This is a genomic window from Cystobacter fuscus, from assembly GCF_044360685.1.
Lineage (GTDB): Bacteria > Myxococcota > Myxococcia > Myxococcales > Myxococcaceae > Cystobacter > Cystobacter fuscus_C.
On the sequence record NZ_CP043491.1, the window covers coordinates 9,351,238 to 9,365,653 of the forward strand.

The window sequence follows — 14,416 nt, forward strand, 5'->3', positions numbered from 1 at the left end:
CGGCTCTCGAGCACCGTCCGGTTCAGCCACCCCAGGATCCACAGACATGCGTAACCCAAACAAGCACTCCACCTCCTGCACCGTGTTCGGCCTCTCCCTTCTGACGTCCGCGGCGTCCTTCCTGCTCGGGACAGCGCCAGCACCGGCCCACGCGGAGGAGCGTCTGTGTGACTCGGAATGGGGAGCGAAAAGCCTCACCATCGAGATCGGCGAGCGGAAGAACGATGGACAGCCCTTGCAGTCCTACAATCCCTCGAAACCCTTCGGGCCCTATGATCTCCTGGGGGATCGCTATCTCTTCGCCGAAAAGGGAGTGGTGTACAGGACCGTGGGCACCTTCACGGACAGACAGGAAGGCGAAGAGGCGCTGAAAACTGTCTACATGGAGATGACCCACCTCTACACGGGGGCCTACAAGCCCTATCTGACGAGCCTGGGTCCCTATTTGGTCAACGACGCCTCCACCTGCAAGGTGAACAGGGACAATCCCGTCATCGACCCCGCCTCCTGGATCATGGAGAAGGACAAGGTGCTGTTGGTAGGGCAGGCCACCACGGCCTGCGAGCGGGGCCAGACCACCAAGAAACTCACCGTGGTATCCTGTGATGGGAAGAAGAACCTGCTCACCGACTCGGTTTCCGCGCCCTGCGAGGCCGGCCGGGTCACCACCTGCATCCACCCCCTGGCTCCAGGCGTCTTCATCTTCGAGCACTTCTATTCATCACCTGGCTCGGGGACCTCGGTGAACCTGAGGGTCTACGACACGGCCAAGAAGAAGAAGCTCAAGGCCCTGTCCTGGGTCAACGAAGGCGGGCCCGAGGCCGAGGTGCTGGGCGTCGAGGACGTCGACAAGGATGGCGTCCCCGAAATCGTGCGCAGCATCGCCGAGAGCGGCAAGCCCACGTCCCTGTTCAAGTGGAAGAACGGCAAACTCACCGAGGTCAAGACCCCATGAGCTACAGCCACCAGCAGCCCACGCACAAATACACGACGGATGCTGAACTCGAGCGCATCTATGGCAAGCGGCTGGTGCACAACGACTTCCAGAGCGACAGCATCACCGGCAGCTTCGAGAAGACGGCGCGGGTTCTCGAAAACCCCGTCCTCGAAAGCTTCAGCCGGAACCATATCGTCGACGTGAAACTGCCAGGGCTCGGTCCACAGAAAGACAAGACCACCACCGTGCAGTTCAACCGGAAGCTGGCCCATCTCTTGTTGGCCGCCTTCGAGAAGATCCGGGCCGAAAACCTCCCCTACACCATCTACCAGGTCGGCGGATATTTCTTCCGCTACCAACAAAACCCCAGTGTCCGTGAAGCCCTCGAGCACCGTCCGGAGTACGCGGACCTGCGAAAGGACAAGGGTTTCTCGGCCAACTGGAACATCGTCTGCTCGGAACGGGATCGGCAGCTCAAGACGTTCGATGAGAGGATTCCCTACGGCAGCAAGACGAAAGCCAAGAAGGATCTGCTCTCCAACCACGCCTTTGGTAGCGCCATCGACATCAATTGGGAGACGAATCCCTACAAGAAAGGAGCCCTGTTCGACCTCCATCCCAGGATCGTGACGATCCTGGAGAGCTTTGGCTTCAGCTGGGGCGGCAAATACCACGACTACATGCACTTCGAATACCTGCGCGGCACCATCGAGGGCGTTCCCGATGAGGATCCACCGCAGGTGTTCTATCCCTTCAGCGTGGAGCAGCGGCGCGAATCGCCCCTCAAGTACTACTACCTGAACGAGAAGGGGAAAGGCGGCTACTTCCCCATCGGTCTCCAGCAGAACCTGCATGGAGGCGTCCATCTGGAGCCTGAAGCCACCGCCACCCGGACCCCCGTCCGTGCCGCCATGCCGGGGTACATCGTAGCCGCGCGCCTGATGGCTCCCGGCAAGGGGGGCGACAACCCGGACGTGCGCCGGGTCACGGATGATCGTCCGCTGGGGTTCGTATTGCTCCGGCATGAAGTCCTGGACAAGAGCAGCAACGGCTCGACCGCGGGACAGGCCGCACCCGCCACGGGAAGTGCTCCTCCGGCGCATCCCCTCTACAGTCTGTACATGCACCTGGCGGCCCCCAAGTGGGACGCGGCTACTCCAGATCCCGCGGAGGCCCCCTGGCTGGCCTCCCTTCTCAAGATGCGGTTTGGCGGAGTGGTGGACCTCGACGCCAGCAGCAAGGATGTCGGAAAAACCTTCTGGTCCAAGGAAGCGCTGAGCCCAGGGGCGACTTCGTTCAAGGTGCATGACCGCGAAGAGCCCTTGCCCGCACAGAGGGGCTCGAAAATCCTCGCGCTGGGCAAACCGAGCCCCGAGGACGTCCGCCAAGCCATCGAGGCCCTTCAAGAGGGCGCCGTCATCACTTTTGATCGCGCGCTCTTTCCCGTGGCCGCGGGCGAAACGATCGGGTTCATCAGTGGAAACCAGCCCCTCGAGGGCCAGTCGTCCGCTGCCCCGGCGGGCGGCGCCAGATACCTGCACTGGGAGATGTTTTCCCCCAGCACGCAGAACGGCGTCATCGAGTTGCTTCGCGGACAGGCTGGAATCGACAAGCTCTTCAACCCGGTCAAGGAAACCCGGCAGAACAACCTGCTGGAAATGCCCTCGGCTGAAAACGAGGGGGCGGCCAACGAACTCCAGCAGATACTCGGGAACACCGGCGAGCCGCTCGCCGAGCAACTGCAATCAGACACCTACGGCGGCATCCTCCTGCAGCACTTCAACGAGGGGAAGACCTTCTTCCCTGATAGAGCAGACACGGAGCCCCGGTTCACCTACCCGCTCGACCTCGTCCTGGACAATGCCTACCAGTACAAAGGGGACGCCACGGGCCACTGCGCGCTCGAGGTCACTTATTTCAAAGGAGACGTCTCGCTCAAGACGGAGAAGCTCCGGATCAAGCCGGGCCAGGGCAAGGTCACCCTGAGCGTCCCCGCGGAGGCGGACACGCTCGACCTCTGGTCTCCCGACTTCTTCCTCGACAAGCCCGAGCCCTCGGCGAACGAGAATCCGCGCCCCAAGCGGCTCGAGAACCGCATGGCGCTGTTCGGAAAGGCCGCAACGCGGCACTGGCGCAACCTCCTGCTGGATCACTTGAATGAGTGGACCCCGGAAGGTCTCGAGACCCAGCTGGAGGCACGCAGCGAGGCCGGGCATCTCGAGGACCTCGTCGACACCTCCAGTCCAACGGTCTTCGCCGCATGGAAGAAGAACATCCGCCCCCTGAGTTGGTGGTCCCGGAAGAAGAACGAGGATGATCCGTATGGCGAAGTGCCCGTCCTGGGAGCCGAAACCCAGGAACAGAGCATCTTCGGTTCGGGTGAGCATCTGCTGCCCGAGTCCGCCAACACCCTCAATGTGCATCCGGTGACGACGCTCTGGCTCATCGACATCCTCCTGGAGAAGGAAGCCATCGCCTTCAAGAAGGCCTGGCCGCCAGAGACGTTGAAGCGCAGCGAGAGTACCCAGAAGCCACCGTTTCTCGGCTTCCTGCACAAGGAAGTGAAGCCCACGGTGGGCATGGAGTTGATTGGTATCCTGGTGCAGCACGGCTACGCAACCACGGACGGAGCGAACGCGACGGATGTGCTGTTCTCGGCGGCCCCAGACGGAGAAGGGGCCTTGGCCTCCGCGCCCCAGACACTGGGCCGTACCGCCTACCGCGATGGCGTGGCCATGGTCCGCACCTCATTCCCCTTCTGGGGAAGCTGGCAGATGCAAGCCACAGATGGAGCTGGCCAACCCTTCGACCCCCTGCAAACCACGGGCATGACCCTCCAGACAGACAGACCTCAACTGGAAGGCCAGACGCTCGTGCTCGGTGCCGGAAAAACCGCACCGGGTGCCGATGGGAAGGTCCGTCCCCTCGTTTCAGGAAGCTTGAATTTCAGTAAGAACTGGCCCATCGCACTCGCGGGCTACGTCGTCTTGGAGCATTGGCGGGTGCCCAAGGGGGGCAAGCCCAACCTGGAGGAGCCCCCCACGAGTGGCGCGTGGGCCATCCCCGTCGTCGCGAATAGACCGCCCCTGAAGAAAGTCGATCGAGGACTCAAGTACGAAGGCGACTTCATCGTCGGAAAAGAGAAGGAGAAGAGCAATCCCAAGGTCACGGCGGACTTCACCTTCCAGGACTTCGTCAAACATCGCCAGTTCGGGCAGGTCTTCGCGGGTGAAGCGGCAACTAACTTCAAGCTGGCGTTTCCCCTCACACAACGCCTCCAGGAGTTGAAGACGGCGTGCCGACCCAGGACCCAGAGGGAAAAACCCATCGTTCCGATAGTGAAGCGCCTGTTCGTGAACGGATTGACGCTGCATGTGTCCACGGCGTCGGGGGCCGAGCCAGAACTCGCGTTCCTGGAGGAAAAACTCGCTCAACTCCCTGCCTCGCCGTTCTTCTCGGTGGAGAGGGTCGCGGAGAAAGCGGCGATCTCCATCACCTATCTGGAACCCGAATCCGCAGGCTCGCTCCTATTCGATTTCGACCCGGGCCTGGCGCTGGGGCGCATCGCCGCGGAGGCCCTCTCCGCGGAGGGAGAAACGCTTCACGTCCGCCCCCGCTTCATCGCGCCCAATGGCGGACACCTGGTGCTGGCCGACAAGGAGTCCCCCGTGGGGGACGTGACGAAGCTGCTCACCACCTCGCTGGAGGACATCAAGTCCGCCTGTGGCAATGACTTCCTGGAGGCCGTCGCGGACAAGCTCCTGCCCCCCGTGGGCAGGTTCGAGTTCGGCGACGTCTCCCTCAAGATGGGGCGTGGCAAGTTGTACACGACGGTCCGCCTCCATGGAGACGCGAAGCAATGGACCACAGCCGCTCCCGTCATCAAGCTCAAGCTGGGTGGGGAGACGTTCCAGCAGGGAAAGCTCGTCGGCTCGACGGTCAGCGCGGAATGGGATCTCTTCAAGGACAAGAAGGGCAAACCGCTGCCGGGCCGCTGGGGCGGAACACTCGAGTTCTCGGCCGAGCTCTCCCAACCCGACAAGGTGACGACACCTCCCCCCGGCATCTCATGGACAGTGGAGCTCAAGCCCCGCCTCGAGGAGCTCAAACACGAGATAGGCGCCAAGAGCATCCGGTTCCTGGGGCAGGCTAGCCACCTGCCCACGGACGTCTCCCTTCACCTCACCTGCGAGCGGAAGGACGAAGCGGGTCAATGGCAGGAGGACATCGGCATCACCCAGTTGATCCGCTACAAGATTCAAGCGAGCCAACAGTCCTCTCATTACGGGTGCTGCACGGACACGGGCGCCTTCGAGGCCAACGTCCTCAAGAGCGCCCTGAAGAAGACCCCGGGGACCTTCCGCTTCGTCTGGGCTCCCAAGGGAGCGCGAGCGGGCGACGCGGTCGACGTCCAGGGCATCCCCGTCGAGGTCAGAACGTCTCCTGAAATCAACCCCGAGGCTCTGGGAGCCTGATCATGGCCACGACCGAAGAGCAGGTGAAGAAGCCGGGAACCGTCAGCCTGAGCGCCGGCTACCGGGCCTCGATTCCCTTCGTGCTCGTTCCTCGCACGTCCATCACCCTGGACTCGCCAGGAACCCTGGCATCGATGGGCCTCCAGTCCGGTGTGCCCCTCACGATCAGCTTTCCCATCAAGGGCTCCAGCAAGCACTTCCCTCCGGGCAATCGCAAATGTGCCCTCTCCTGGTTGGTGTCGCGCGAGGGCAAGGAATTCTCCTACCCCGTGGATGGAGAGGTGATGATGAAGATCCAGCCCGATGGGCGGTTCGAAGTCGAGGTGAACGGAAAAACGCCCATCGTCGACGTGCTCGCCCAGCAATTGATTGGGAGGGGCAAGCTGGGCTTTTCCCTCACCCCCGACTTCCCCCACGCGGACACGGTGACCTTCAAACCCGCCGTCGACTTCAACAACCCGTGTGAAATCCACGTGCGCCTGCCCGAGAAGAAGCTCCTCGGCGAGCGCATCACCTTCACGCCGAATTTCGGCCTGGTCTTCCAACAGGCGGAGCTCGAGCTGCGCGTCTTCGAGAGTGACGAGGGCTCGGACGAGATCGCGGCCACGGAGCCTCGCAACGCCTTCACCCACACGTGGACACCGGGCTACTTCTTCACGCTGTCCCGCTCCTGGGCCATCGGATTCACCGACGACAGCTGCCATCAACTGGCGGACGTGGGGCAGGAGGAAGTCGGCGCCTTCGAGTTCGCCTGGCAGCTCTGGGGAAGGCACAGCGGCGGCGCCCCCACCCTGCTGCTCGAGAACAAGAACTTCCTCACGGTCCCCAGGCCCAAGCTGGAGGACTTCCGGATCGAATACGACCCCTCCTTCGAGGGCACGTGGGAAGTGAGCGGGAAGATCTCGGGCGTCTCCCCCCGGGCAGAGCTTCAAATCGATATCGCGCTCGTGGAGCCGAGGTCCAAGACTCCCCTCCTGATCAACCACGACTCCGCGGCCGTCCGACTGCCCCTGGGTTCGGACGGCATCTTCGAGGGCTATCTGGGAGAGCGGCACTGGCTGTTCACCCGGCCCGCGGCCGGTGAGTTTCCCCTGGCCCCCGCCTTCGCCGTCCTCTCACTTCCAGCCGCGAGTCGCGATGGCAAGCGAGGCCCCATCGCCGCGCATCTGGACTTCGACGACACGACGTTCTCCGCGTTCAAGGGACATGAGCTGACGTGGGACATCGACGCGGACTGGGTGTGCTCACGAGAGGCGGTCGAGACCGAGCCTCGGCCCCCCCGGCCCAAGCGGCGTAAATCGGGGATCATCACCATCCCCGCGCCGCCCGCCAACGCGGGCGATCAGAAGGGGCCGATGACCTTCGAGGAGATGTGGAACGACCTCTGCGCCTGGGAGGGAATCGTCGCGTACATGTATCTGGACACGAAGGGCCACGTGACGGTGGGCGCGGGCAACCTGCTCAACACCGCGAAGGACGCCCAGGCGCTGCCCTTCCAGAACAAGGACGCGGGCCGCGCGGCGACCCCGGAGGAGATCGCGACGGCGTTCCAACAGGTCAATCAGATGAAGAAGGGGATGTGGTTCACGGAATACGCCCAGCGGCCGATGATCGCCCTCACGGATCAGTTCATCCGTGACCTCGTGAAGAAGCGGCTCGATACCGAGTTCCTTCCGGTCATCCGGGAGACCTTCAAGCCCCACTTCGACAGCTACCCGCTCTGTGTGCGCCGTGCGCTGCTCGACATCGCCTACAACCGCGGCGCGTACAGCTTCAACACGAAGGTCCCGGAGCTCACCGCCGCCGTCAAGGCGCGCAACTGGACCCTCGCGGCGTCACTGAAGTGTCTGGACCACGGTGCCGAGGCGCGCGCCCAGTGGCGCAAGTCGCTCTTTCAGTACGCCATCGTCGTCGAGCCCCCCAAGAAGAGCTGACACGGACTGCCGGAATGCCCCAGGGCGTTCCGCCGGGAAGAGGAGGGCCGGCTCGTGCGTCCTCGGGCTGGTGGTTTTCCTTCGCATACTCTCCTGGTTGCCGCTGAGCGCGGCCGGCCTGCTCTGGGCCGCGGTGCTCGGCCTCGTGGCGCTCTGGCCCCAACACCCCACGGGTGCGCGCCAGTTGAGCTGGAGGGATGCGAACGGCCAGCCGCTCGCTTCCGCCCCGAGCAGTTGCGGTGGCGTCACCCGCTTTCCCCTGCTCGTCGATCAGGACCGCGTCTGGCTCCCCTGCCCGGCCGCGCCGGACCTGCCCACCGGCACCTTCGCTCTTCTCCTGCCCCGGCGCGGAGAAGCCCGTCTCCTCGAGCCACTGCCCGAGCGCCTGGCGCTCGAACAGGTCGAGGGCCTGCTCCCGGGGCCCGGCGGGCGCGTGGGGCTCGTCTACCGGGCGAGCACTCGCACGCTGGAGGCGGGAGGAGCGAGAGAGGCACTGGTCGCGGCCGTGATGGACGCGGGGGGCTGGCGGGAACTCCCGGAGCGCCTTCCGGGTGGCGCGGGCAGCCGCCTGCTCGGCCTGGGCTGGGCGGGCTACCGGCTGGAGGTGGCGCTCGCGCCCGCGCGAGGCGAGGACACGCGCGCCAAGGCCGCGGACGCGGTGCTCGTCCGGGTGGGCGACCGGGACCTGCCCCGCATCGTCACCCGCGAGGAGATGTGCCTGGATCGCACGGACTGCGTCGTGCGCGCGGCCTGGAACACGAGCTTCCGAGGCTGGCGCTTCCTCGTCGAGGACGGAGGAGCCCTGCGCGAGGTGCAGGAGAGTGGAGCGGGCGAGGCCGCCGGACAGTCCCTCCAGTTGCTGGCCGGGCTCGATCTGCGCGTGGCCGGACGCATGCGCCCACCGAACCTGCCGGCCACCCACCAGCTCGAACCGGACGGCAGCATCCTCCCCGCACAGCCTCCGCCTTCCGGACTGCGCCCTCTGCCCTCGCCCCTGGTGGTCGGAGACAGCCGGCTCGAGACCCTCTCCCGCTTCGTCCCAGAACCGGGAGAGGGCCTCGTCCATGAATGGCGCGGCCAGCGGTGGAACACGGTGTCCGGTGCGGATGGCCTGCTCCGGGTGGCTGAAGGCACCAGGGCCCCAGCCGCCGTCGCGCGCCTCGAGAGCCCCTGTACCCACCTCGCCTCCGGCTTCCTCGTTCCCTCGCGCCGAGGGCTCACGCTGCTGGGCCCCGAGGGGTGCCACGTGGGCCTCACTGCCTCGGGACAACGCGCCGAGCCGCTGAACCTCCTCGAGCACCTCGAGTACTCGCGCCATCCCCATGCGCTGCCCGCGCTGCTCTTCGTGGTGCTCGGGTTGCCGGCGCTGCTCCTCCCGGCGGGCCTGTCGAGCCGGCCACGGGCTCGCGACCACCGGCTGTTCGTCCGCGCGGTGCTCGCCTCCTGCTATCTGCTCGGAGCCCTGCCGCTGCTGTCCTGGCTGTGGCCGCTGCTGTCCTGACGCCGGGCGGGACGACGACCCCCGGAAAAGACGAAGGCTTCCGCCCGGAACACGGACGGAAGCCTCGAGCGAGCCACCCGGAAGGGGGTGTTCGGAACTACAGCAGCTTCATCAGCTCGGCGCGCTTGGCGGTGTACTCCTCATCGGAGAGCACACCCGCGTCCTTGAGCTCCTTGATCTCCTTGAGCCGCTGCGCCGGGCTGCGCGTGTCGGCCGGAGGGGCCGCGGCGGGAGGAGGCTGCTGGGGCTGCTGCTGGAACTGCGGCTGCTGCTGGTTCTGGTTGTTGGCGAACATCTGGGCCATGCCGAAGCCCATGCCCATCCCCATGCCCTGCAGCGCGCCGTCCGAGCCGCCACCGCCCTTGGCCATGCCCTCGGACGCGCCGAGCATCGCCTGACCCTGGGCGTACTGCTGGAAGCCACCGGCCAGACGCGAGTAGGCCACGTCCTTGGAGAGCTTCTTGAGCGTCGCCTCGTCCTCTTCCTTGATGCTGACGTGGAAGTTGCCCATGCGCACCACGGTGAGGCCGTAGGTGTCCACATGCGGCTTGAGCCCGGCGATGACCTCGGTCTCGATCTCCTCGGTGTACGCGCCGCTCGTCACGTCCAGCAGCGGCCAGCGCTTCTTCACCAGCAGCTCGGCGATGCGATCCCGCGTCACCTTGAGCACCTGGCTCTTGAACCAGCTGACGAACTCCGCGTTGTTGGCGCGGCCCATGCCGACAAGGCCCACCACGAGCTTCTCCGGCTCCGTCACCCGGATGGAGAAGTCGCCGTACACCATCGTCCCGATGCCCAGCCCCGTCTCCGGATCGCGCACGTCACCGATGGGGCCACCGAACTTCAGGCCCGTGAACTCGCGCGTGGAGACGAAGAAGATCTCCGCGATGAACAGGTTGCCACCGGTGAAGCCCTCGACGAGGCGGCCGATGAACGGGATGTTCTTGGTGTCCAGCTGGTGCCGGCCCGGCCCCAGCTTCCCCTCCACCTTGCCGTCCTTCACGAAGAGGGCGACCTCATCCGCATCGACGGTGAGCTGGGTGAGCATCCGGACGTTCTTCTCCGGATACTTGTAGACAATCTCGCCCTTCGCCTCGTCGGCACGCGCGATGAAATTGCGCTGCGACTCGCCCTTGATCGTATCGAAGAATCCCATCGTGCTTTCGTCGCCTCCAAAGAACGCGTCGACCACCGGGAGTCCACGCCGCGTCCCTACTTCAACGCGTGACACGTGAACCTATTGCATGTGGGCGATGCCCGTACATCCTGCCCGGTCCCTGGAAACATGCCAAAGGGCCCGGTCGTTTGCCAGTCAACCGGTTGTGCGGGCGTCATGTCGCTGTCAGCCCCAGCGGCTGAGGAGCCGCTCGCGGTCGAGCAGGCGGACACTGGCCCAGAGGAGGGCCACGTCCAGCAGGAGCACGACGACGCCCTGCACCGCGTAATAGACGGGGCCGGCATTGAGGACCCCGGCCACCTGCCCCGCCACGAGGCCCACCAGGGGCAGCACCACGAGCGCGGAGAGCTGCTGGGCGGTGCGCGCCTCGGCCACCCGGGCGGAAATGAGCACCGCCACGCCGTTGCCGAAGAAGGCGAAGAGCGGCGCCAGCACGAGCACCCCGAAGGTCCACAGGGCGTTGGGCATCAAGAGCCCCTGGCCCAGGGGCCAGCCCACCACGTCCACGCCGATGCACAGCAGCAGGAAGGCCAGCCAGGAGATGAGCACCGCCGGCACCAGCGACGCGAGGCTCTTGCCCGCCACCAGCTCCATCGCCGTCACGGGCGAGGCGAGCAGCGGCTCCAGCGTGCGCCGCTCGCGCTCCCCGGCGACGCTCTGCGAGGAGACGAGGATGGGGACGAAGACCGGCATCACCAGGAACATGCCGAACCAGTCGAGCAGGGTGCGATCCACCAGGAAGCGTCCCGCGTTGGCGTTGAGCGGCAGGGTGGGATCGTAGAAGAGCGCGACGACGCGCAGGTTGCTGTCGTCGGGGTTGCGCGTGTACGTCCAGACGACCACCACGGGCACCACCACGAGCACCAGCGGCAGCGCCGCCATGGCGAGCAGCAGCGACGGGTTCTTGCGCAGGTCCAGGAAGTCCTTCCAGAAGACGGCCAGCGCGCGCCGGGGATGGAAGCTCATGGGGCTCCTCGTCCTTCTCCTCGTCCTTCGCGGATGAGTTCCAGGTAGACCTCCTCGAGCGGGCGCTGGGCGGGAACCGCGCTGCGCACCCGGGCGCCCGCCCCCACCAGGCACGCCACCACATCCGGCGCCTGGGACTCGTCCGCGAGCATCACCCGCAGCCGGCCGCCCTCGGCGAGCGAGGACGGAGCGAAGGGCAGCGCGGCCAGCGCCGGAACGAACCGCGAGGCCTCGCCCTCCACGGACACCTCCAGCGAGCTGCCCGCGCGCCGCAGCTCCTGGAGTGGAGCGAGCGCGAGCAGCCGCCCCTTCACCACCGCCACGCGCGTGCACAAGCGCTCCACCTCGGCCAGGTTGTGCGAGCACAGCACGAGCGTGCGACCCTCCGCCGCCAGCTCCGCCACGGCGTCGCGCACGGTGCGCGCGGACTCGGGATCCAGACCGCTCGTGGGCTCGTCGAGGAAGATGACCTGGGGCTCGTGCACCAGCGTGCGCACGATGGCGAGCTTCTGCCGCATGCCCTTGGAGAAGCTCCCGCAGGGCTCGTTCTCACGGCCCCCGAGGCCGAAGCGCTCGAGCCACGCCTGGGCCCGGGGCCAGGCCTGGCGCTCGTCCAGCTCGTGCAGCTTCATGAAGAAGCGCAGGTTGTCGCGCGCGCTGAGCCGCTCGTAGAGCCCGGGCTGTTCGGTGAGCAGGCCCACCGTGCGGCGCAGGGCCTCGCCCTGGGTGCGCACCGAGTAGCCCCAGACATGCGCCTCGCCTTCCGAGGGCTGGAGCAGCCCCGTGAGCATGCGCACCGTGGTCGTCTTCCCCGCGCCGTTGGGCCCGAGCAGGCCGAACACCTCGCCCGGGCGGACGTCGAAGGACAGCCCCTGCACCGCGGTGCGGGAGCCAAAGCGCTTGGCGAGGCCCTGAACGGAGATGCCACTCAATCGATGGTCACCAGGACGAACTTGTTGTTGATGTCGCGGTCCACGACCGTCACCACCTTGTCGGTGCCCGCGTTCTGACGAAGGATGCCCAGCCGGTTGTGCTCCACGAGCGCCCACTCGCGGCCGGGCTGCTCCACGAAGGGGCGGAGCTTGGGCGTCTCGCGGATCTGCTTCACCGTGTTGCGCGAGTAGAACGTCTCTCCGCGCCAGTTCATCAGGTAGGCGGCGATGGGCTCGTCCGGCTTGCGCTGGGAGTAGTAGCGCCAGAAGAGATCGCGCTGGGTCCAGTGGTGGGACAGGTCCACCCAGTGCCCCCAGTTGAACCAGAGGGCGAAGCCGGCCGCGAGCGCCCAGAAGGTGCCGTACAGCATCACCCGCGAGCGCAGCAGGCAGGCCACCACCGCCAGGCCGCCGGCCACCGTGAAGGTGAAGCCCAGGGCCATCTTCACGTTGACGGGCTCGGACAGGGACTTGAGCAGGCCGTCCGCCGGGGCCGTCACGCCCTGCGCGAGCACACCGCCGCCCACCATCAGCAGGAGCACGCTGAAGCACCACAGCCCCGTGCGCGACTCCGCCCCGGCCCGCGACGCCTGCCAGGCAACCCAGACGCCCACGAGGATCAGGGCCCCGCCCACCAGGGGAGTGGCGGGCACCGAGCCGCGCGTGGCCATGGGCACGAGGAAGGCCACGCCCAACGCGAGGCACAGCCACGCCGTCGCGCGCGCGGTCGGCGAGGCGCCCGACTTCGGGGGAAGCACGCCCAGCGCGAGGTAGGCGCCCACGGCCAGCAGCACCAGCGTGAGCAGGTCGCCCACCCAGAGCGGGCGCGAGGCGAACATGGCGATGGGCTTGGTGACGAGCTCCATCGGGTAGGGCCGGTCGTAGTTGTAGACGAAGAGGTCGGTGAAGTCCTTCGGGTGGTTGGCCAGGTCATGGCCCACGAGCAGGAAGAGGATGAACCCGAAGACGAGGCTCACGGGGTGCTCGGAGATGCCTTCTTCCCACAGCCGATCCACGAAGAGGGCGAGCAGGATGGCGAGCCCCGGCAGCACCGGGAAGACATAGTGATGGAACTTGGTGGCCGAGGAGGCCAGCAGGGTGAAGGAGAAGGCCACCCACAGCATGGCGATGAGCGCCAGGTGCTCCCTCTTGTCTCGCGAGCGCGGGCGCAGCCGCGACACCACCGCGAAGGCCCCCGGCACCAGGCCGACCCAGGGGAAGATGGCGAAGCCGCCCTGCTCGATGAAGTAGACGAAGGTGCCGCCCGGCGTGGTGGTGTGCACGCCCGCGCTCAGGCGGTTGAGGTGGTCGTGGATGAAGAAGCGGTACCAGAAGAGCTTGCCCTCGTCGTCCACGCCATCGAAGAGGCACAGCACCAGGTACCAGGGCACGGCCACCGCGCAGAACACGAGGATGCCCGTGCCCAGCTTCATCGTGTACATCTGCGCCCACAACACCGGCATGGGGCGCTGTCCGGCGCGCACCTCGGCGCGGAAGCCCCGCTCCAGCAGCCAGCGCAGGTGCGCGTTGAGGCTCGCGCTGTCGTAGGGGATGACGGCGAAGAGGGCGTAGAGGATGAGGATGACGGCCGGCAGGCCCACGCCCAACAGCCCCTTGGCCAGGGTGGACAGGCCCGCGAACACGTAGAAGGCGTACCACCACGCGGCGCGGTGCCGCGTCTTGTCGTCGAGCTGGCCGATGAGTGCGCACGCCATCGCGCACACCAACGTGGTGACGAAGGGCGTGTCCGTCACCGTCTGGCGCGTGAGCAGGAAGTAGAGCGGCATGGTGGCCAGGATGAACCCGGTGGCCAGCCCCGCGCGCGTGCTCACCACCCGCGCCACCGCCAGCGACAGCAGCGCCACCGCGGTGATGCTCAGCAGCGCGAAGGGCAGCCGCATGCCCCACTCCGTGTAGAGCCCCAGCGCGCCCTCGGAGCGCAGCGACCCCACCACCTGCATGCCCAGCGCCTGCATCCACATGGTCAAGGGCGGCTTGGAGAAGAACCACGCGTTCTCCCAGAAGGGGAACACGTAGTCGCGCCGCTGCACCATCTCGCGGCCCACCTCGCCGTAGTGCGTCTCCCAGGGATCCCACAGGCCCACCGCGCCCAGGTAGGGCACGAAGAGCAGGGCCGCGAAGGCGGCCGTCGCCAGGGCCACGCGCCACGAGGGCTCCAGCGCCATCCATCGGCGCGCCCACGGCTCCTGGTGAATGCCCTTGCCGAGGACGGCCTCGGTGAGGGAGTGGGGCTCCTGCTGCGCTCCGTTGCTCGCCACGGGGAAGCTGCCTCCATCCGCATTGCCCCGGACACCGCACCCGGGTCGCGGCCTTATATCCCCGCCCCGCCCCGGGGTGTGCACCTTCACCCGCGGCGCCCTTCCGCTCGCCGCCGCGCCCGCTCCCCTCCGGGCCCCGGCTCGCGGCCAGATGTCCGATGGACAACCGAGCTGTCAAGATCCCTTCTTGTCGGAAAAGCCCTGTCTTTTAGGAC

8 protein-coding genes are annotated in these 14,416 nt (G+C 66.6%); 4 read left to right on the forward strand and 4 right to left on the reverse strand.

Going from position 1 to position 14,416, the window contains the following annotated elements:
• Window positions 1–46: 46 nt before the first annotated feature.
• The 4 genes from F0U63_RS38265 (at window position 47) to F0U63_RS38280 (ending at window position 8,847) form a co-directional block, all read left to right on the forward strand.
• Entirely contained in the window at window positions 47–955 is a 909-nt protein-coding gene (locus F0U63_RS38265; RefSeq protein ID WP_395838056.1) for a hypothetical protein, read from the forward strand.
• Window positions 952–5,412 carry a M15 family metallopeptidase gene (locus F0U63_RS38270; RefSeq protein ID WP_395838058.1) on the forward strand — a complete coding sequence of 1,487 codons (4,461 nt, stop codon included), beginning with the start codon at window positions 952–954 and terminating at the stop codon, window positions 5,410–5,412. The genes F0U63_RS38265 and F0U63_RS38270 overlap by 4 nt, the downstream gene beginning before the upstream one ends.
• A gap of 2 nt (window positions 5,413–5,414) precedes the next feature.
• On the forward strand, window positions 5,415–7,346 hold the full coding sequence (locus tag F0U63_RS38275; protein WP_395838060.1) for a hypothetical protein: 1,932 nt from the start codon (window positions 5,415–5,417) through the stop codon (window positions 7,344–7,346).
• 97 nt (window positions 7,347–7,443) lie between these two features.
• Complete coding sequence (locus F0U63_RS38280) at window positions 7,444–8,847, forward strand: hypothetical protein (RefSeq protein WP_395838062.1); 1,404 nt, start codon at window positions 7,444–7,446, stop codon at window positions 8,845–8,847.
• A gap of 97 nt (window positions 8,848–8,944) precedes the next feature.
• Here the strand turns inward: F0U63_RS38280 and F0U63_RS38285 are convergent, their stop codons facing one another.
• The 4 genes from F0U63_RS38285 to F0U63_RS38300 form a co-directional block, all read right to left on the reverse strand.
• Window positions 8,945–10,003 (reverse strand): SPFH domain-containing protein, encoded by a 1,059-nt coding sequence (locus F0U63_RS38285; protein ID WP_395838064.1) that lies wholly within the window; start codon window positions 10,001–10,003, stop codon window positions 8,945–8,947.
• A gap of 186 nt (window positions 10,004–10,189) precedes the next feature.
• The gene (locus F0U63_RS38290; protein ID WP_395838066.1) at window positions 10,190–10,990 is read right to left on the reverse strand and encodes an ABC transporter permease subunit; all 801 of its coding nucleotides are present in this window, start codon (window positions 10,988–10,990) and stop codon (window positions 10,190–10,192) included.
• Window positions 10,987–11,922, reverse strand: a complete 936-nt coding sequence (locus F0U63_RS38295; RefSeq protein ID WP_395838068.1) for an ABC transporter ATP-binding protein — start codon at window positions 11,920–11,922, stop codon at window positions 10,987–10,989. Before F0U63_RS38295 ends, F0U63_RS38290 begins: the two co-directional genes overlap by 4 nt.
• On the reverse strand, window positions 11,919–14,201 hold the full coding sequence (locus tag F0U63_RS38300) for an ArnT family glycosyltransferase (protein ID WP_395838070.1): 2,283 nt from the start codon (window positions 14,199–14,201) through the stop codon (window positions 11,919–11,921). Before F0U63_RS38300 ends, F0U63_RS38295 begins: the two co-directional genes overlap by 4 nt.
• Window positions 14,202–14,416: the final 215 nt, after the last annotated feature.